At 45.3% G+C, this 20,197-nt stretch carries 14 protein-coding genes; 7 read left to right on the plus strand and 7 right to left on the minus strand.

All coding sequences use genetic code 11. From position 1 onward, the window contains the following. Positions 1-4: 4 nt before the first annotated feature. The 4 genes from H5300_RS05255 to H5300_RS05270 all read right to left on the minus strand — a co-directional run bounded on the left by H5300_RS05255 (position 5) and on the right by H5300_RS05270 (position 5,553). The gene (locus tag H5300_RS05255) at positions 5-673 is read right to left on the minus strand and encodes a transglutaminase-like cysteine peptidase (RefSeq protein ID WP_182795579.1); all 669 of its coding nucleotides are present in this window, start codon (positions 671-673) and stop codon (positions 5-7) included. A gap of 59 nt (positions 674-732) precedes the next feature. Further along, the gene (locus H5300_RS05260) at positions 733-2,124 is read right to left on the minus strand and encodes an HlyD family type I secretion periplasmic adaptor subunit (RefSeq protein WP_004732554.1); all 1,392 of its coding nucleotides are present in this window, start codon (positions 2,122-2,124) and stop codon (positions 733-735) included. Positions 2,125-2,236: 112 nt separating this feature from the next. Then, complete coding sequence (locus tag H5300_RS05265; protein WP_182795586.1) at positions 2,237-3,532, minus strand: sigma-54 dependent transcriptional regulator; 1,296 nt, start codon at positions 3,530-3,532, stop codon at positions 2,237-2,239. A 98-nt stretch (positions 3,533-3,630) separates the two neighbouring features. Next, on the minus strand, positions 3,631-5,553 hold the full coding sequence (locus tag H5300_RS05270) for an ATP-binding protein (RefSeq protein ID WP_182795587.1): 1,923 nt from the start codon (positions 5,551-5,553) through the stop codon (positions 3,631-3,633). Positions 5,554-5,719: 166 nt separating this feature from the next. Between H5300_RS05270 and pdxH the strand changes: the two genes are divergently transcribed. Beyond that, the gene (gene pdxH, locus H5300_RS05275; RefSeq protein WP_004732548.1) at positions 5,720-6,355 is read left to right on the plus strand and encodes a pyridoxamine 5'-phosphate oxidase; all 636 of its coding nucleotides are present in this window, start codon (positions 5,720-5,722) and stop codon (positions 6,353-6,355) included. A 133-nt stretch (positions 6,356-6,488) separates the two neighbouring features. Here pdxH and H5300_RS05280 read toward each other — a convergent pair whose 3' ends face one another. The 3 genes from H5300_RS05280 to H5300_RS05290 form a co-directional block, all read right to left on the minus strand. Further along, the gene (locus H5300_RS05280; RefSeq protein ID WP_017078417.1) at positions 6,489-7,274 is read right to left on the minus strand and encodes a helix-turn-helix transcriptional regulator; all 786 of its coding nucleotides are present in this window, start codon (positions 7,272-7,274) and stop codon (positions 6,489-6,491) included. 376 nt (positions 7,275-7,650) lie between these two features. Continuing rightward, positions 7,651-9,480: a formylglycine-generating enzyme family protein gene (locus H5300_RS05285; RefSeq protein WP_182795580.1), complete on the minus strand. Its 1,830-nt coding sequence runs from the start codon at positions 9,478-9,480 to the stop codon at positions 7,651-7,653. Positions 9,481-9,665: 185 nt separating this feature from the next. Next, positions 9,666-10,769 (minus strand): PEGA domain-containing protein, encoded by a 1,104-nt coding sequence (locus H5300_RS05290; protein WP_182795581.1) that lies wholly within the window; start codon positions 10,767-10,769, stop codon positions 9,666-9,668. Positions 10,770-11,251: 482 nt separating this feature from the next. Here H5300_RS05290 and H5300_RS05295 point away from each other — a divergent pair, with 482 nt between their 5' ends. From H5300_RS05295 to H5300_RS05320, 6 genes are all read left to right on the plus strand, one after another. Beyond that, entirely contained in the window at positions 11,252-12,076 is an 825-nt protein-coding gene (locus tag H5300_RS05295; protein ID WP_182795582.1) for an AraC family transcriptional regulator, read from the plus strand. A 181-nt stretch (positions 12,077-12,257) separates the two neighbouring features. After that, the gene (putA, locus tag H5300_RS05300; protein WP_182795583.1) at positions 12,258-15,395 is read left to right on the plus strand and encodes a bifunctional proline dehydrogenase/L-glutamate gamma-semialdehyde dehydrogenase PutA; all 3,138 of its coding nucleotides are present in this window, start codon (positions 12,258-12,260) and stop codon (positions 15,393-15,395) included. A gap of 11 nt (positions 15,396-15,406) precedes the next feature. Further along, on the plus strand, positions 15,407-16,111 hold the full coding sequence (locus H5300_RS05305; protein ID WP_004732537.1) for a 1-pyrroline-5-carboxylate dehydrogenase: 705 nt from the start codon (positions 15,407-15,409) through the stop codon (positions 16,109-16,111). Positions 16,112-16,297: 186 nt separating this feature from the next. Next, the gene (gene putP, locus H5300_RS05310) at positions 16,298-17,788 is read left to right on the plus strand and encodes a sodium/proline symporter PutP (RefSeq protein ID WP_026012326.1); all 1,491 of its coding nucleotides are present in this window, start codon (positions 16,298-16,300) and stop codon (positions 17,786-17,788) included. Between the two features lie 294 nt (positions 17,789-18,082). Further along, positions 18,083-18,973, plus strand: a complete 891-nt coding sequence (locus H5300_RS05315) for an AraC family transcriptional regulator (protein ID WP_182795584.1) — start codon at positions 18,083-18,085, stop codon at positions 18,971-18,973. Positions 18,974-19,095: 122 nt separating this feature from the next. Then, complete coding sequence (locus tag H5300_RS05320) at positions 19,096-19,950, plus strand: hypothetical protein (RefSeq protein WP_182795585.1); 855 nt, start codon at positions 19,096-19,098, stop codon at positions 19,948-19,950. Positions 19,951-20,197 lie beyond the last annotated feature (247 nt).

The following is a 20,197-nucleotide window of genomic DNA, read 5'->3' on the forward strand; positions in this document are numbered from 1 at the left end:
GTACCTACTCATCGTAATTGATAATGGGTTTGTTTAAATTGAGAGAGCGCTCACGAGAACGTAGGTCGTTCCATAAGCTCAATCTTGAAGATTTCCCTGCCAGCTTACCGCTGCCTGCTGCCGACTTAATTAACCAAAGGTTTTTACCATTGAAACTGTATATCGGTCGCAGGTCACCGCGTTTAGAACCGCGTTTTATTTCAGGGTTTAAGTTATCTAAAATTAGTGGTTCTGCACTGGGTGTTGAGTAGTACGCCAACACCATATGGAATTGGTTTAACTCAAGTGCTTTTACGTACACCAATCGTAATTTTTTATCTGGGACGCCGAGTTCAAGTAAAGAGAAGTATTTTGCGATAGTGAAGTCTTCGCAATCACCGGCGTTGCTGCCTAAAAACTCCAGTGGTGTCGCCCAGTAGTCATTCTTTCCCCACAGTATGTTGTCATCGACAAAGTACATTTGGTTAAAGAATTGGTTTACCGAATCGAGTCTTTCCGTTTCACATAGCCCTTCGTACGACGTCATATTGGAGCGCCATGTTGCCACTCGTTTTCCGGCTCTTTCCCCGTAGGTTGCAGTAACCGCGTCTATCCACCTTTGGTCGCTCTTGTTGAGCGCGACTGAGGTAAAAGAGGTGAGGACCAGCAACAATAACGAAATCCGAGATTTCATAGCCTCTGCTCTTGTCTGTTCACTGTGTATTGAAAGGCGCTATCAAGCATCAAACGTCCTTACTCTTTTAATGCGTTGTTTTGAGCGCTTAATAGTGGCTTCAACATGTACTCAAGTACCGTTCTCTTGCCCGTGATGATATCGACAGAGGCTGTCATACCAGGAATGATCGGCAACTCTTCGTTGTGTCCAAAGCTGTATTTATCGGTACGTACACGCACGATGTAGAAGCTATTGCCTTCTTCATCTTGAGTAGTATCAGCGCTGATGTGTTCTAGCACGCCTTCCAAACCGCCATATTTTGTGAAGTCATAGGCACTAAATTTAACAATGGCGGTCAGTTCTGGGCGTAGGAATGCGATATCTTGCGGAGCGATTTTAGCTTCAACCAATAGCGAGTCTTCAGTCGGTACAATCTCAACAATGTCCATACCCGGCTGAATAACACCGCCCACGGTATTAATACCGAGTGTTTTGACTGTGCCCGTTACGGGAGAGACCACGATGGTACGGTTTACTCTGTCTTCAAGGCCAACCGAAGATTCGGTCATTGCAGAGAGCTTGTCTTGTGCTTGGTTCAGCTTTTCTTGTTGTTCCGAGCGGAAGCTCAATGCAGCATCAATACGGCTTAACATAGATTCTTTGATTGCGGAACGAAGGAGAGGGATTTTGAGTTCGCTCGAGGTCATTTCTCGGCGAGTGTCATTCACTTGTCTTTGAAGCTTGAGGAGTTCAATTCTTGGCACAACGCCTTCATCGGCAAGCGGTTTTGTTATATCTAACTCTTGGCGGGCGAATTTGTAACTTTGTCTTAAGTTATTGACGCGCGATTTTATTTCAACAAGGTCTTGTTGCTTCTGTTCAACTTGTTGATCAAAAACGGAAAGTTGGTTTCTTAGGTTGTTTAGGTCTTGACGATATTCGGCTTTTTGGCGATTAACCAGTTTAGGTTGAAGTTCGTATAGCTTTGGTGGGAAGGCGAGTTTGCCGTAGTCGAGTAACACACTTTGTTTCCAGTTTTCGACGGAGAACTCTTCGTTGATGACCACGCTGTTAAAGGAAGCTGAAAGCATCAACACGCTGGCGGTTAAGTTTGCCACTTGTTGTTCGCGCTCTCGGAAGTCAGAACGGAATCGAGTGTCATCGATCAACAGCAGCTGTTGACCTTTTTGGACGCGTTGACCTTCCCTTACTAATATCTCTTTTACGAGGCCGCCCTCAAGGTTTTGCACCACTTGGATTTGTGAAGAGGGGATGACTTTGCCTTGGCCAACGGTGACTTTATCGATCTCAGCCCAAGCGGACCACCCAATAGCAGCAATAAAAAACAGAACGATCACCCATAACATAATACGCGCACTGGTGGGCGTGTTGAGTAGTAGTGCCGCTGTTTTATCATCGACGTACTCAAGTTCGGTTTCGTTCAATTTGCTGTAATTCTTCTGGCTCATGACTGTCCTTGTTTGCTAAATAAAAGTGCAAGCCTATTGAGTGTATTCTTACTTTTGATAAATGTTAAGATTTTGCTCCTTTAAATCTTTGAATTTATATATTTTTTAAGACTTATCGGTTCTTGAAATCTGTTTTATCCAATTGGTGCTTTCTCAGCTTGTCATACAGTGTCTTTCGTGACACTTGCAGCTCTTGTTGCACTTCTTTTAAACGTCCTTGATGGCGATGTAGTGCCTCAATTAAGATAATTTGTTCAAAGCTATCAGTACGTTGGTTTAACGACTGTTGCTGCTCCTTAATGCTCACGTCACGCTCATCCGCGTCACTTTGCTCACCAATATCACCGTCGAGCGAGGGCTGCTTAATTTGAGTCAGCACTCTGAGTTCGGCATGTTGGCGAAGCTGGCGAATGTTTTCCGTCCAATGAGTCGCAATGAGTCGTTGAATCTCTTTTTCTGTAATGACGGGTGGCGGCAGCTGATATCGACTTGCCGCACCACGAGCAAAATGCTTAAACAAGGAGCCAATATCTTCAGTTCGTTGCGCCAAGGTTAGCAAATCAAATCGGCGGAACTCACCTACAATTGTAGTTGGAACTATTGTGGTTGCGATAATGATACAAGTTGCATTGGTCTTGCATGAGTTTTCACGAAGTAGAGTGGGTTTTAGAGCCGCCAACCAGCGCCATTGTTGTGAAGTTAATGCTTCTGTTTCATGGATATAAAGTGTTCCGCCCTGATGTTTGCTGAATAATTGCACAATAAACTGATCAAAAGTAGCTTGGTCATTGCGTGGTAAATTGAACGCAGCGACAGGGCAAAGTTCTGCGGATTGATGGCTGTGTAGATCGTGCGTGTACTGCGCCGTGACTCTTTTACCTGTCCCTAGATCGCCGACAAACAGTAGAAGAGGGTGAGTTTTGGTATCTAAGGTGATCAGTTCTCGGCGTAATGCCTGCATGGATGGCGATTGACCAATTAGTTTTGGTCCCACCTGATTCTGCATCGCCAACTCTTTACGCAGTAGGTTGTTCTCTTCAACCAGTGCGAGTTTATCTGCGGCTTTTTTTACCGCGGTGAGTAGGGCATCGACCACAAATGGCTTTTCCAGAAAATCGTAAGCGCCGGCTTTCATTGCCGACACCGCTGTTTGCACGTCACCATGCCCAGTAAGGACGATGATCTGAAAATGAGGATTTTGGCTCAACAACTTTTGTGTCAATTGAATGCCATCCATCACTGGCATGTGAATATCGGTGATGACAATTCCAGCTTGCGCGGTATCTATTTTCTTCAATGCCTCAATAGCATTAGGAAAGCAGACGATATCGATGCCTTCAATGAGCATGGCTTGTTCTACGGAGTCTCGGATTGCGGGTTCATCGTCGACAAAATAGAGTTTAGGCATAGAGTGCAAAAGTCGAGTCCTTAACAGTATGTGATTTTCTGTATGTCAGATTAGCAGTATGTAACGTTCGTTTTCTAATCAACAATAACAACAGCCCGTTAGCCCTTATCGTTATATAACGGGATGTTTAGCGAGAATACCATGCCTGAAGGCTCTAATCGGTTCGCGCTGATCGTGCCGTGATACGCCTCAATAATCCGTTTCGATATTGAGAGCCCTAGCCCTAAGCCTTCCGGTTTAGTGGTAAAAAACGGGTCGAACAACTTTTCTAATTTGTCGTCCTGCATGCCAATTCCGTTATCCCAAATGATCACCTGACAAGAGTTATGATGCAGTTGCCATTCGATGCCTATCTGCGGGCTAGCCTGTTGGTCTACGTTTTCCAGGTTTTGTTGCTCCTGCAAGACTTTCTGTTCAAGAACTTGTTGTTGAAGCGCTTGAGTCGCGTTGTGAATCAGGTTAACCAGCACTTGTTCGAGCTCGGTTGGGTGAATCGCAGTGTTAATGTCGTCTGGCACTGTGCTTAACCTTAGCGTGATGCCTTGTTTGATCATTAGCGCACTAAGAATACTGGTCGCGTTGTTGATCGATTGATGCAGGTTTGCGACGTGATGTTCTTGCTTGGTTACCTTGCGAGTGAAGACTTTAAGACGCGCGATGATCTCGGTAATTGAGGTATTCAAAGCAATCATTTTATCGAGATTGCTTTTGACCAAGTCAGTCCGTTCCATTTCAAGCAGCTTTAAGCTGTTCTCACTGTATGTTCGCAGCGCTGCAAGTGGTTGGTTGATTTCGTGGTTAATGCTGGCTGACAGCTCACCGAGTACTGCTAATTTTGCGGTTTGTGTCAGCTCTTGTTCTGTCTGTTTCAACTTCGACTGCGACTCTTGGTATTGAAAAAGGGTTTGTTGCAGCTGTTGATTGGATTGCTTCAAGTAGTGAGTGCGTTTATCAACGGTTTGCTCTAGGTTTTGGTTGAGTCGGGTCAACGCCACTTTCGCGAGATAAGTCTGGCGCCACGACCAAGCGATGAGCATCACCAAGCTGTAAATCACCACGAAGATGACATCGATCTGCACGACTTTAATAAGCTCAGCTCTGGTCTCTTTTAGGGCGACGACTTGGTACTGGTTGTTGCTGACCGTTGCAGGGTAAAGATTAAAAGCACCAAGCTTGAATAGCTGGTTAGCGGTGAGCTCTTTTCGGATTTCATTGGATTGAAGGTTCTTAGATTGATTGGCGTTGCTAGCTTCTGACTGAGAGCTTGAAGCACGGAAGGCTTCGATGATCGAAATTTCGCTTTGACCGTATTGGCGTTGAAGTGCGATATCCGTTTGTTGTTGCTGAGTTAATGGCAACAATGAATGGTAAAGCCATGGAGCTTGGCTTGATAGAAAGACTACTTGGTTTGAATCGAGTACCACGATCTCGAAGTCGTCGCTGGTTAGGATATTTTCGAGGTTCTCTAAACTCACCTTTACGGTGATAACACCAACAATGTCATTCTCAACATACAGTGGTGAAGATAAAAAATAACCGCGTACATTCGAGCGAGCGCCTAGCGCGACATATTGTGTATTGTTGCCTTGAATGGCTGAAGCAAAGTAGGGACGAAACGAGAAGTTCTCACCCACAAAAGTACGAGGCTTTTGGTAATTACTGGAAGCGACTACAGTGCCGCTCGGGTCATGAATATAGATGGTGTCAGCTTGGCTTTGGTTTGACCATTCAAACAGTAATTGATTGAGCTGAGTGACGGAAATCTTGTCTGTTTGTGGTGATGAGTCAAAATAAGAGAGCAGACGCGGGTCATGGCTGAGTAAATCCGGGATCTGTTTGAACTTATCCAGTTCAGAATCGATTTGTAGATTGGCTTTATTAGCCGCTTCATTGAGTTGCTGAGTGACGATTTTTTCTTGGAATTGTACTGCCATAAAGTGGGTTGCAGTCAGCCCTGAAGCTCCCAGTAACAATGAGAATAAAACAAAGGGCGTCATTAGGTTAGGCAGTATCTTGGTCACTTGGATCTCAGCGTGTAATCGGTTTGTATAAAGATTATCAATATGATTGATTGAGTACCGAGATCTTGTTAACACCGAACACCTTCTGTGAGACAAAACCATGGCTTAGACTTGTGTTTCAAAGGATTACAGCGCAAAATCACAAAAAATTGAAAGGAGCAACGAAATGGAACTGACAGATATTCGTCGTGAATACGCTAAGGGTGGATTGAGACGTAAAGACTTAGCCGCAGACCCTATTGAGCAATTCAATCTATGGTTAGAACAAGCCATCGAAGCTAAGATGACTGACCCTACTGCCATGACAGTTGCCACGGTTGATGAAAATGGTCAGCCATTCCAACGAATTGTTTTGCTAAAGAATGTTGATAAAGACGGTTTCGTTTTTTACACCAACTTAGGTAGCCGTAAAGCGCACCAACTTGAGCACAACAGTAAGATAAGCCTGCATTTCCCTTGGCATCCTCTAGAGCGACAAGTTCACATTACTGGCACCGCTGAAAAGCTGACAGCAATGGAAAACATGAAGTACTTCTCGTCACGCCCAAAAGAGAGCCAATTGGCCGCGATTGCAAGTAAGCAGAGTAGCCGTATCTCAGCTCGTGGCATTTTAGAAGGTAAGTACCTAGAGCTTAAACAGAAGTTTGCTAAAGGAGAGATTCCGGTGCCTTCTTTCTGGGGTGGCTTCCGAGTTCGCGTGGATAGCATTGAGTTTTGGCAGGGTGGTGAACACCGCTTGCATGACCGTTTCTTGTTCTCACGCCAAGACAACAGCTGGGATATTGATCGCCTAGCGCCTTAGGTTTATGGATCTTAAGTGGTCTACACCGAATAGAACATACAAAAATACCGCTGACTTGGTGATTAGAAACATCAAGCAGCGGTATTTTTTTATCTGTACCTTCCCAGATTCATTGACGAGTTGGTCATTCAACTCATTTATCACTGTGCAGCACAACGGAGATCTGTTTATTGAGCAGAGTTTCTGGGATCACGGAGCCTAAGCCCGAGTCCAATGCATACTCAATCAATTGACTTTTGCTGCGTGCATCGAACTTCTGTTTCAATCTGGCGACATGACCTTCGACCGTTTTGATTGAAATGTCTAACGTAGACGCAATGTATTGAGGCTTCTTGCCGAAAAGCAGTAAGAACAACACCTCTGATTCTCGCGAAGTCAGCCGCTTTTGCAGCTTAGACACGCGCGGCTCTGATCCTGCAAGTGATGCTTGATTACCTTTCGCTCCTGTTGCCTGACAAACCCAGTGGCCGACTTCTAAGATCGCAGTATCAGTGAGCTCTTGCCCATAGAAGATAGTGCCTTGGACATTGTCGTTATCATCAAGCCAAGGGGTTTTGGTAAAGATATGGGCGTGCCAGCGTCCGTCTGGATAGGGGTGAATATCGAGGATTTTAAGGGTACTGCGTGTATCCATCACATGTTTGTCTTGAGCTCTGAAATCTTGCGCGCACTCAATGGTTTGACTGGGCATGTCGAAGTCGGTCAAACCAGTACAAGTCTCATCGGGTTTTAAGCCAATCAGTTTGTTGTAGGCAAGGTTTGCGTACACGAAGACCGAATCAGTATCTTTGCAGCCCCAGCAACCTGGAAGTTGTTCAAATAAAGAACGATGTATGGAGTTGAATGGATCTGGCAAGGTTTTATCTCGTAAGCAGAGGTATAGTAATAATATCAGTTTCTTATAGCGCTGCAATGGCAATTAGAGTTTGTACTCTGCTCGAAAAATAGGGGGGTGAATGACAGTTAAACAGATTGTTGACTAACTGCTTCAATCACGGGGAATAGGTGGGCAGAAAGGGTGATAAACAGGCAAAAAAAAGCCAGCCTGAAGAGGGGCTGGCTAAAGACAAGATATGCCTTGTCGACATGTAGAAGATTTTCAGCTTAATTTACGAGGGTCAGGTAAATTAAACTGAGGCATCAATTTGATACCCAGAGTGACTTACTACTCTATCGACGAATCTACTCCTAGGAGTGCTTATGCATAAGGGGGGAATTCCCCTATAAATGCTGCTCAATGTGATAATTGAGAACTTAGAGTAAATATTTGAGATGCTGAGTCAGTGATTGAAAGCCTACAGCTCTCGTACGACTCGGAATCCTAGATAGTTCGCTGCCGTTGAAGGCGGTACGTACAGTTCGTTAAACACTTTTGCCTCTTCTGGAGAGAAGCTCCACGCGCCACCTTTCGCTAAACCTTTCTGAATGGTTGTCCATTCCCATACGTTACCCACCATGTCGTAGAAGCCTGTTGGTGTTGGCAGGAATGATTTAACTGGAGATGTGCTAACGTTTGACCAAGGCGTACCAGCCCAGCCAGTGTTGGCCTTACCTGAGCGGAACTCGTTACCCCACCAGAAGTTGGTGTCTTGACCTGCTCTTGCTGCAGCTTCCCACTCTTGTGGTGTAGGTAAACGGTAAGTGAAGCCTGTATTTTGAGATAACCAACGAGTATACGCTTTTGCATCATTTTGGCTGACACATACAACGGGTGAATTATCTGCTTGTTTAAAGCCAGGGCTTTGCCAGTCATTGTCCGAAATGGTTGTGATCTCTGCATTGACGAACGTATCGCAGGTGTTCATTAGCTCTGCGTCTGTTTGGTAGCCAGTGCTGTCAACAAATGTTCTAAAGTCTTGAACGCGGGTAGGTGTTGCGGCTAATGCAAACGGCTGTTTGATCGTCACTTGTTGTGCGTTGTTTTCACCGAGTAGGTAGCGACCTGAGCCGACAACAATCATTTCAGGGCTCTGAATGTTGTTTCCCATCGGGTCTGCAAACTTGGTACCGACATTCAATGAGTTCTGCTTGGCCTGTAATACGGCTCGTAGGTTGTGATCGCGGGCTATCTTCAATTCTTGGTGGAAAGAAAGGTAGCCTTCTTTTTCGATCGTGACCATGTGTTGGCCTGTCGGTAACATCACTTCAACCGGTGTACTGCCATAGTTCACGCCGTTGATAGAAACCTTGTCGTTGTATTGATTTGAACGCACCACCAAGTTAACCCAAGCAACTTCTTTTTGCTGGTCGTTGGCTTGTTGCTCGCTTTGAGTGAAACAGTTTGATGACTGAATACCAAGCAGACGACAAGGTGTGTTCTTATCTGGACGAGTTTCTAAGTTCGCCGCAATCACCGCTCGGTAACGGTTATCTTCAGAGAAGCCCGAGGATTTCACTTTGTGTTGCAGAACGTGAATATTCAATGAAGCAGACGCAAGGTGCTCTTTCACTGTTTTCGATTCGGTCGCGTTGTCCACCAGGCTGTGCTGGAATTGTTTTACCGCTTTTTGAAGTGCCAAGGTCACCGTTTGGTCTGAACATTGCGCCAGTGTCATATCGCTGCTGCAACGGTTCGTAAAGCTAACGGTTTGCTCTTCCGTCTGAGTGATCTCGTTTCTGAGTCGCTCAGCTCTTGCTCTTAGCTTATTTTGGTTCAGATTAGTGATTGAAGCTTCTGCCGCCGTTTTCTCGGCTTGGATAGCCTCAAGCTCCATCATCAAGCCTTGCTGCTTCTGCTCTGAATCTGAAATCGCAAGCTTGCCTTCTTTTACTGTTTTCCAAGCGCCTTGGAAGCGGTTTTGAGCCGGCGAGATATCGAAATCGGGCTCATCAATCATGCGCGTGTAATCTTGCTCTAGGCTAGCTTTCGCCTTTGCGAGTGTTAGCTCTGCTTGAGCCGATAACTTGGCTAGACGTGCCGTTTGCTGCGCTTGATTGTCGACTTCATTTTGTTTGTCAGCTAATTTCTTCTCAACAGCCGTTAAGTCGGCATGCTTTTCGAAAAGTGAGCTTTCAATGTCGCTGACAGAAGACGCGATCGCTGGTGGTGTCGCCTCAGCGAAAACAGCAGGAGTCATTAGGCAGGGAGCAAGTGCAAATAGTAGAGTAGGAAGACCTTGGCGCATGATGGGCTACTTCAATCGTAATTTAGGTTAATCGAATATTCTAAACGAAAACGCCATTTCGTCTGCAGCTACTGTTTATAACGATCATACAGTTTATAACTATCAACAAAATGGCGAGTTTTCATTCAGCTTTGTGAAATAGGCACGGCTATCTTAATTAGAGCGCTGAGCTATTCATACTGGACTTAGCTTTCCTTGCTAGGAAGAAGCTTAACCCAAATAGTGTCGCTACCGTTGATGGTAACTGTGCGGTTGTAAGACTCGTAACCTTGTTTTGAAATGGTTACTTGGTGACGACCACTTGGTAGCGCAACCTCAAGAGGGGTGCTGCCATACTTAATGCCGTTGATGGTCACTGAGTCATTGTACTGATCAGAACGTACCGTCACGTTAGCCCATTGTTTGTCACTCTTCTTAACGACTGCCGCGTCACTGCCCGTTAAACAGTAGCGCGTTGAAACGTTCAATAAGTTACATGCTGCAACCGCTTCAGGTTTTGCTTGAAGCTGAGCCTGCATCTGCATGAAGTAAGAGTTGTTACCAGAAAAGCCACTCTTGATCGCTTGGCTGTCTTGAACATGGATGTTCAGTTGAACACCTTGCAAGTTCTGTTTTGCTAATGAACTTTCCGTGAGCTGCTCAAGTAATTGGCTCTTGAACGTTTTCACCGCTTTTTGATTGGTCAGGTGTTTACCTTGAGCAGTACATTCACCCAATGTCATCGTTGATGAACATGTGGTGGTGTAGCTGGTTTCAAGAACGGCACTTTCGCGAAGTTCTGATGCAATACGTTTAACGCGAGCTTCAACTTTCGACTCTCTCAAGTTAGCTAGCTCATTATTCAGGCGAGCTTGCTTTTGCTTGATTTGAGAAAGGTGAATTTCGCTCTCGTTCATCGCTTGTTCGTTATCTAGCTGAGACGATAGATTCTCTTTAACCGCAGCCCAAGCGTCTTGGTAACTTTTCTGGAAAGAGACCAAATCCGTTTCTGGATCTTCAAGCAAGCGACTGTACTGTTTGTCGAGTACAGACTTGGCTCTGTTACGTTTTGCCTTAAGTTCTTCACCTTCGCGTAACAACTTGCTGTTCTTATTTTGAAGTTGTTTTAGGTTTTCAGTCGCAGATACTTTGGTTGCTGAAATACGCTCAATATCTGAGTTTTTCTCTGTTAGCTTTGCATCGATAGCTGAAACGGGATCGACTTGATTCAGTTCTTCAGCGGATACCGATGCAGATACCCAAAGTGGGGATAGCGCGAGTAAAAGCGCTGAAATTCGAAAGTTAGTCATAGGTCCCTGCAACTTGTAGATTGAAAATTGGCTCGTTAATAAAGTGTCTACTTCCTAGTTGTGAGTCACTAGTTATTAGCAATTAACACAGTACCCGTCTTTATACCGTTTTATTGCTATCCAATCTACTCAAAAGCCAAGTTTCGGTACTTCGGATACACTTTTTGCAGGTTTATCGCCAATTATTTGAGCTATATAAGAAAATTTATTCATTATGTTGGGGCGACAAAGTATTTATTGGTGGCATGGTTTGCTTGTCGGTGTGATTGCTTGTGAAGCCCCTAAACTCACCGGAACGATTGGTTTTACAATGCCCGTAGTTTGTGCACTCTTGATCATCTTTCCGGAGGCATGATCAAGACGATCTCGATAATGATCTTTTGTCTAAGGCGAGGAAATGACTCTCATGATCATTTACAAATTCATCTTATGCAGATTTCAGAGTATTATTCTTACTATGTCGACCTGAGTATTTTGATGTCATGCCTAAACCGTTACCCTTTCCAAACCTAGACTTGTCCTCGCTAAGCCTTACTGGCCCTCGTCCTGCGGAGATCATTACTTTGCCTTCGCATATGGATTGTCACGATCACCATTATTCGCAGGTAGTCATTGGTTTAAAAGGTCAGGCGGAATTTGAAGTGAGCGGTAAAGGTAATCTTGTCGGTCCAGGGCAAGGCTGTGTAGTCACGGCTCGCTCTGATCATGCTTTCGGTGGAGTGGTTGGTCAGTCGGATATTCTCGTACTCAACATGCCTATGCCAACCGATGATGACCCTTTGATGCTAGAGAAGATTAACCAGTTAGAATCATCGAACGTCTACTTCCAATTAGATGCGCAAATTCAAAAGCTTATCCATATGTTGGTGCAAGAGATGCAGGCCAGTCCTGATGATCTGTTGTTGAGTCGAGCTTGTAATGACACGGTGATTGCGTTGATGCAAAGACACATCTCGGCATTTGAAACCTCGATTAAAGATTCGCGTTTCGATCTTGAATCGTTGGATCGCTACATCGAACAACACTTGGCTAATAAGATCTCAGTCGCGCAGCTTGCAGGCAGTGTGTTCTTGGGCGAAAGCCAATTCCACATGCTATTTAAAGATCAAATGGGCATTACCCCTCACCAATATGTTTTAGGAAAGCGTATCGACCGCTCTCGACGCCTTATTGAACAAGGTAATTTAAGCCTTGGACAGGTTGCAGAACTTGCTGGTTTTTCCGGTCAATCCTCCTTTACTCACACCTTTTCTCGCCTTCAAGGCATGTCACCATCTCAATACAAAAAGCAAATTTCTGTTAAATAAAAAAACAAAACGGCATATTATATTAAAGTTTCATATGTGACCTTGTGTTTGTTTTGTTAATAAAGCGAGTTTTTAGCAAAAAACTCGGAGTTTTTGACAAGTAATCCTTATATACTCTAAATACACTGCAGCCATTGTAGAGATCCCGAACTCTTTTCGGGTGTGAGATTAAGGAAAACGCATGTTTACAGCTACTGATGTGTTAAAGCCAGAATTCAACGAGCAGTCGCTTGCTGATCTTTGGACGCTTATCTCACCATTATATATGGTGGATGAAACCCAATGGCTAGAGCAACTTCTGCCGCTAGCTACCCCTTCTGAGTCTGAAAAGCAGCAAATCACAGACAAAACGACATCATTGATTGAAGCTATCCGCGCGGATAAGACTTCTATCCAGATGATCGATGCACTGTTGCTTGAATACAGTCTAGATACTCAAGAGGGCATCTTGCTGATGTGTCTGGCGGAAGCCTTGATGCGTATTCCTGATTCAGCAACCGCTGATGCACTGATTCGTGACAAACTCAGCGTTGCGGATTGGAAATCTCACCTAAAGAATTCTGACTCAGTGTTTGTTAACGCATCCACTTGGGGCCTAATGCTAACAGGCAAGGTTGTTGGACTTTCATCTAACGAGCAGAGTGCGGGTCAAGCCGTTAACCGCTTAGTGAATAAGCTTTCTGAGCCGGTGATTCGTAAAGCGATGCACCAAGCAATGAAGGTGATGGGTCACCAATTCGTTCTTGGCCGCAGCATTGCTGAAGCGCAAAAGAACGGTAAGTCTATGCGTGACAAAGGCTTTACCTACTCATACGACATGTTAGGTGAAGCAGCACTGACCACGGCAGACGCAAACAAATACTTCAAAGATTACCTAATGGCGATTGAAGCCGTAGGTCGAGACACGTATGTCTCTTCAAAATCGAGCCCTGCGCCATCGGTATCTATCAAGCTTTCTGCGCTTCACCCACGTTATGAAGTGGCGAACGAAGACCGCGTACTGACTGAACTTTGCGACACGCTGGAGCAGTTATTGCGCCGAGCAGTAGAGCTCGATGTTGCAATTACGATTGATGCGGAAGAAGCGGATCGCTTAGAGCTTTCTCTTAAATTATTCGAAAAACTGTACCGCACTGACCTTGTAAAAGGTTGGGGTAAATTTGGTTTGGTTATTCAAGCATACTCAAAGCGTGCACTTCCGGTTCTAGTATGGCTAAACCGCCTAGCGAAAGAGCAGGGTGATTTAATCCCGCTTCGCTTAGTTAAAGGTGCTTACTGGGACAGCGAAATCAAATGGTCACAGCAGGCTGGTTTCACTGATTACCCAGTTTACACTCGTAAAGAAGCGACAGACGTAGCTTACCTTGCTTGTGCGCGTTACCTATTGAGCCCAAGTGTTCGCGGCAATATCTTCCCGCAGTTTGCGAGCCACAATGCTCATACGGTTTCAGCTATTGCCGTAATGACAGAGCATAAAGACTTTGAATTCCAACGCTTACACGGCATGGGTGATTCTCTGTACAACCACGCGATGGAAGCTTACCAACAGTCGGTACGTATTTACGCACCGGTTGGTAGCCATAAAGACTTACTGCCATACCTAGTACGTCGCTTGTTAGAGAACGGCGCAAACAGCTCGTTTGTACACCGTTTAGTTGATGCTCGTTGCCCTGTGGAAGAGCTGACACAACACCCTGTCGATATGCTTCTTGCATTCGATACGCTGCACAACACTAAGATTCCTCTGCCTCCAGCGGTATTCCCTGAGCGTAAAAACTCTTACGGTGTGAACATCGATATTGAAAGTGAAGCGCATCAGTTTGAAGAGCAGGTTAAAGCTTTCCTTAACAATCAATGGACTGCGGGCCCTGTGATCAACGGTGAATCTCTTGCCGAAAGCATGATCAAGGCTGATCAGAATGTTGAGCAAGTGACTGCACCTTATGATCGTCGTATTAATGTGGGTCAGGTGGCTTTCGCTAACCTTGATCATGTTTCCGCAGCGATCACTGGCGCTGATGCTGCATTCGCTGATTGGAACGCAACTTCAGTTGAAACCAAAGCGGCGGCGCTTGATAAGTTGGCTGACCTGATGGAAGACAACCTTGCTGAGCTGGTGGCAATTTGTCATCAAGAAGCAGGTAAGACGATTCACGACAGCGTTGATGAAGTGCGTGAAGCGGTCGACTTCTGTCGTTACTACGCAAAACAAGCGGATAACCTACAAGGTTTCGAACTAAAAGGTTTTGATGGCCAAACACGAATCGCTTCACGACAAGGTCGTGGTGTGTTCGTTTGTATTAGCCCTTGGAACTTCCCTCTTGCTATCTTCCTTGGCCAAATTACAGCAGCTTTGGTTGCGGGTAACACGGTTGTGGCTAAGCCTGCCGAGCAAACAAGCTTGATTGCAGCTCGCGCGGTTGAACTGATGAATGAAGCGGGTTTCCCTGCTGGTACCATTCAGTTACTACCGGGTCGTGGCGCTGAGATCGGCAGTGCACTAACCAGCCATGATGCGATTGCGGGCGTTGCCTTTACTGGTTCTACGCCAACGGCACAGCGTATCAATGTGTCATTAGCTACTCGTAACGCTAAGCCAGTTCCGTTTATTGCGGAAACCGGTGGTCAGAATGCGATGATCGTCGACAGTACCGCACTGCCTGAACAGGTAGTTCGTGATGTGATTCGTTCAGCATTCGCTTCAGCAGGTCAGCGTTGTTCTGCACTACGTGTGCTTTACATCCAAGAAGACATTGCAGACCGCGTGGTTGCATTGATTCACGGTGCAATGGACGAATTGAGTGTGGGTATCCCACATCTTCATAAAACGGATGTTGGCCCTGTTATCGACCAAAATGCGAAACAGAAGTTGTTGGCGCACTTAGAAAACATGACCAATACCCAGAAGAAGGTGGCTCAACTTTCTCTAGGTAGTGATTGTGAACATGGTGACTTTGTTCCACCAAGTGCGTTTGAAATCGATGACATCAGCTGCTTGAAAGAAGAACAGTTTGGCCCTGTGCTACACATCGTTCGCTTCAAAGCGAGTGAGTTGACGCAAGTTGTAGACCAAATTAACCAAACGGGCTTTGGCCTAACCATGGGTATCCACAGTCGTAACGAGACAACTTATCGTTGGATCGAAAAACACGTTCGTGTGGGTAACTGCTACATCAACCGTGACCAAGTGGGCGCCGTTGTTGGGGTTCAACCATTTGGTGGTCAAGGCTTGTCAGGTACTGGCCCTAAAGCGGGTGGTCCTCACTACCTATACCGTTTTACAGATGTTCATTTCTCTCAATCACAAGACAAGGCATAAGGAGCAGTATCATGGTTCATCAAGTGACAGGTTTTTCTGATGCTTTGCTAGCGTGGGAACAATGGAATCTTACCGACTTTGATTACAAGAGTGCTCAGGTACTTGCGCTGAAATCAGAGATCGAAAGTCAATCTGTGCCTTTGGCTGCAGTGGCAACTTATCATTTAGAGCAAGCGTCTGCGCTGCTTTCTGAACATCACCTAATGGCAGGTCCTACGGGCGAAACCAATGAGTTGTATGCCGCAGGCCGCGGTGTGGCTTTGGTGATTGTTGATGATTGCGAAGAGAAGGTGCCCGCACTGCAAACCGCAACAGCGATGATTACTGCAGCACTATTGGCAGGTAACAGCGTTCAATTGTGCAGTGATGACGTGCAGTTCAATACCTTAATTGCAGATGCCGCGAAACAAGCGAATCTACCAACCAACCTGGTGCAGGTTGCCTCGTACGACGCTGCTCAACAGTTGTTGTCTTGCGATGTGCGAAGCGCGGGTTACGTAGGTAATTCACAAACGGCACAAGCTATCAATTTACAGCTTGCTAAGCGTGACGGTGCAATCGTCGGTTTAGTAGCTGAAACGGATCTGGCGACAATGAATGTTGCCAATGATCCACACCTATCGCTGCGCTTCATTACCGAGCGTACGCGAACTATAAATATAACAGCCGTGGGCGGTAACGCGACCTTGCTCGAACTTGGAAGCGAAGCTCACTAACCTTCAGTAAAATTGGCTCTAAAGACTTTTGGTTTTCTCCATTTTTGGGTTTTCCCATTTTTGGTTTACTCCCTGAGTGCTTTGGAGCCTCAATACCTAACTCAATGCACTTGCTTGCCTTTACGGTGAGTACCTTGCATTGAATTAGGCATGGAAGGCTTTCTACAAAATGAGGACTATCAAATGATAGAAAACAGTTTTGCAATAACGACGACGTTCATTGCGTATCTAATTATGATGCTAGCGATCGGTGTTATTGCTTACAAACGTACATCTAACTCAACTGACTACTTCCTAGGTGGTCGTTCGTTAGGCCCATGGCCTGCTGCACTTTCTGCTGGTGCATCAGACATGAGTGGTTGGTTGCTACTTGGCCTGCCTGGTTACGCTTACGCTGCTGGCTTTGAAGCATTTTGGCTTGCTGGTGGCCTACTTGTTGGTACTTGGGCAAACTGGTTAATCAGTGCAAAACGTCTACGTACTTACAGCATTACGACTGAATCACTGACGCTGCCTGAGTTCCTATCTCGTCGCTTCAACGATAATTCTAAGCTGATCCAAACAATTTCTGCTTTCTTTATCCTTTTATTCTTCCTTTTCTACACAAGTTCAGGCTTGGTAGCAGGTGGTAAATTGTTTGAAACGGTATTCGGCCTAGATTACACAACTGCGGTAATTATCGGTACGGTATGTGTGGTTTCGTACACCCTGTTTGGTGGCTTCCTAGCGGTATCTTGGACTGACTTAGTTCAAGGCCTGCTAATGTCTGCTGCGCTATTGATTGTACCAATCGCGGCAATGAACGGTGGCCTTGGTCAGCTATCTAGCGACCTGCACAACATCAACCCAGAGCTTCTAACGCTATGGAATGATGCGAAAGGTGAGCCACTGTCTGCTATTGCGATCATCTCGCTAGCGGCATGGGGTTTGGGTTACTTCGGTCAACCACACATCTTGGCTCGTTTTAAAGCAACTCGTTCAAACAAAGATCTTGTGACAGCACGCCGCATTGCGGTTATCTGGACTGCATTGTCTATGGTTGGTGCAATGCTAGTGGGTCTTGTTGGTCTAATCTACGTGACTAACTCTGGCGCGCCTAAGCTAGACGATGGCGAGAAGATCTTCATGCTTCTTGTTAACGCAATGTTCCACCCAGTAATCGCCGGTATCCTACTTGCTGCAATCCTAGCGGCAATCATGAGTACTGCTGATTCACAGCTTCTTGTTTCTTCATCTGCAATGGCAGAAGACTTGTACAAGCAAATTCTGAAGAAAGACGCAACGTCAGAAGAGATTGTTCGTGTTGGCCGTTTCGCGGTTATCCTAATTTCTCTGATTGCTCTTGTGCTAGCGATGACGCCGGACAGTTCAGTACTTGGCCTTGTATCTTACGCATGGGCTGGTTTCGGTGCTGCGTTTGGTCCAGCTATCGTATTGAGCCTTTACTGGCCTCGTATGAACCGTAACGGCGCTCTAGCGGGTATCGTGGTTGGTGGTGTTACGATTGTTCTTTGGAAGCAGTTCACGGGCGGTTGGTTCGATGTGTACGAAATCGTACCGGGAATCATCCTATCGACGCTTTCTATCGTTATCGTGAGCCTAATTACTGGCGAGCCTGAAGACGAAGTTAAGAAGCAACACGCTGAGTTCGAGAAGAACCTAGTTGAGCTAGACTAATTTACATTGTAAAACATATGTGAATTAGCAAAGAACATTAGCTAAAAAGCAATTGTAAAAAGAAATTGAAAAATAAAAATAATAGAGTCACTTCGGTGGCTCTATTTTTTTGACTATACCCCAATGCTTTGACCTTTCGACCTTTGTTGCATCTGGCAAGTTGAGTGTATTGAGCATGTTTACCTTGTTGGTGACGCTGGCTAAGTCATACTTCTAGGCTCGGAACATTTCAGTTCCCACTGGGATACATTACTCTTGCTAAGCGCAGTTAAGTAAATGAATAGGAAGGTAGTAGTGCCTCAAGTAATCCCGAATATTGGCTTTAACCATGAAAAAACGGCGCAAGCTGAGCTGGAGTTGGTGCCCTTGTCTCGGCTCTATTCAGAAAGCAATATTAGTCACGACCCTCAACTGCCACATCGTGTCAGCTTCTTCCTGATTCTGTTTATCGAGCAAGGCTCAGGCACACACATGGTCGACTTTGAGGACTACCCTTTTAGCCAAGGGAGCGTGTTGTTCATTCAAAGAGAGCAGGTGCACGCCTTTGATTTTAGTAACAAGCCACAAGGCACTGCGGTTTTGTTTACTCAAGCGTTCTTAGACAGCATTCACGCTAACATGAAGTTGCCGAACTACACGCCTACTCATTTGAACAAGGCACATTCGGCACTGTTGTCACTAGACGAATCCCACCAAGATCGAACGCAGAGCCTGTTACAGCAAATTACGATGGAACTGAATCAACCCGAATCTGATCCCTTGATCGTGATGTATCTGTTCTCGGCATTGGCGCTGATTCTTCATCGTCTTCGACCTGAAGTGAAGCAGGATGCCTTGAGCTTGCAGCAGAATATCAAGTTTGCTCGTTACTTCGAGCTTCTTCAAAACAACTACCTGCGCGTGCGTGATGCAAACTGGTACGCCAATCAAATTAACACCACCTACAAGACGTTGAACCAAGTGTGCAAAGTCGCAACGGGGTTAACTGCCAAGCAAATCATCGATTCTTTTACCGTTTTAGAAATGAAGCGTCAGCTGGTGGTAACCAATATTACGTCTCAAAAAATGGCGTCGGATTTTGGTTTTGAAGACGCCAGTAATTTCGTTAAGTACTTTAAAAATCATACTCAAATGACGCCGAGCGAGTTTCAAAAGAAGTATTCCAAGCCTTCCCTCTCTGAATAGTGAATGGGTCGACACGAATCATCTAAGGTTCGATATCTACCATTTTTCTGCCTAAATCCACTCTGCCGTGAGCCTCTCTCGTTAATTAATATAGTTTCCAAGCCAACGAGAGGACTTTAAAAATGAAAACAATAACTAAATCTACATTACTAGCGGCAAGCGTATTTAGCGCTTCTACTTTCGCAATCACTGCGACTGCACAAGAGCTGTCAATTCAAGAAAAAGCGGTAGCGGTTATTTCGAGCATTGAAACGGGCGACGCAAAAGCGGTGAGCTACATTAACCCTGAAAAGTACATTCAACATAACCTAGCCGTTGGCGATGGCTTAGTGGGCTTTGGTGAAGTGCTACAAATGCTGCCTGAAGGCTCTGCGAAAGCGCAAGTGACGCGCTCATTTCAAGATGGCGACTATGTTGTTGCTCATACCGAATATAACTTCTTTGGCCCGAAAGTCGGCTTTGATGTGTTCCGCTTTGAAGATGGACAGATAGTTGAGCATTGGGACAACCTGCAAGAAGTTGCCAAGCCAAACGCAAGTGGACGAACTCAATTAGATGGCGCGACTAAAGTCGTAGATCTCGATCAAACGGACAAAAATAAGCAGTTGGTCAGTGGTTTCGTTAAAGACATCTTGATCGGCGGTGATATGGCGAAGATTAATAACTATATCGATAATGAAGACAGTGCTTACTTACAGCACAACCCAGGAGTAGCCGATGGTCTAAGCGGTTTGGGTGAAGCTTTGGGTGCGCTAGCAGAAGCGGGTATGCCAATGGTTTATACCGCCAACCATAAGATTTTAGGCCAAGGTAACTTTGTGTTGTCGATCAGTGAAGGCCAGTTCATGAATAATCACGTTGCTTTTTATGATCTATTCCGTGTTGATAACGGAAAAATCGTAGAGCACTGGGATACCATTGAAACCATTCCTGCTCGTTCAGAGTGGAAAAATGACAATGGTAAATTTGGCTTCTAAACCTAAGTGAAATTGAAACAAATATGACTTATTTAAGCGGTATTTTCATCGAGGAAGTGCCGTTTTTTTATCGATCAATTTGATGACTAAGACGGGGGAAGTACTGTCGTTATGGGGTTTTACAATGTAAATCGAAACCGCATGAACGAGGGAGGATAAATGGAAGAAGAAGGATCTTGATGGCGTTTGATGTCAAAAAATGAAAGAGAAAAATGGCTATTTTTTGAACTTGGCGCTCACTTTTGTG

Source organism: Vibrio sp. SG41-7, from assembly GCF_014164465.1.
Taxonomy (GTDB): Bacteria; Pseudomonadota; Gammaproteobacteria; order Enterobacterales; family Vibrionaceae; genus Vibrio; species Vibrio splendidus.

Bases quoted from the DNA above. Each gene is read 5' to 3' on its own strand.
- H5300_RS05255 (WP_182795579.1), bottom strand. From the start codon at position 673: ATGAAATCTCGGATTTCGTTATTGTTGCTGGTCCTCACCTCTTTTACC.
- H5300_RS05260 (WP_004732554.1), bottom strand. From the start codon at position 2,124: ATGAGCCAGAAGAATTACAGCAAATTGAACGAAACCGAACTTGAGTAC.
- H5300_RS05265 (WP_182795586.1), bottom strand. From the start codon at position 3,532: ATGCCTAAACTCTATTTTGTCGACGATGAACCCGCAATCCGAGACTCC.
- pdxH (WP_004732548.1), top strand. From the start codon at position 5,720: ATGGAACTGACAGATATTCGTCGTGAATACGCTAAGGGTGGATTGAGA.
- H5300_RS05285 (WP_182795580.1), bottom strand. From the start codon at position 9,480: ATGCGCCAAGGTCTTCCTACTCTACTATTTGCACTTGCTCCCTGCCTA.
- H5300_RS05290 (WP_182795581.1), bottom strand. From the start codon at position 10,769: ATGACTAACTTTCGAATTTCAGCGCTTTTACTCGCGCTATCCCCACTT.
- H5300_RS05295 (WP_182795582.1), top strand. From the start codon at position 11,252: ATGCCTAAACCGTTACCCTTTCCAAACCTAGACTTGTCCTCGCTAAGC.
- putA (WP_182795583.1), top strand. From the start codon at position 12,258: ATGTTTACAGCTACTGATGTGTTAAAGCCAGAATTCAACGAGCAGTCG.
- H5300_RS05305 (WP_004732537.1), top strand. From the start codon at position 15,407: ATGGTTCATCAAGTGACAGGTTTTTCTGATGCTTTGCTAGCGTGGGAA.
- H5300_RS05320 (WP_182795585.1), top strand. From the start codon at position 19,096: ATGAAAACAATAACTAAATCTACATTACTAGCGGCAAGCGTATTTAGC.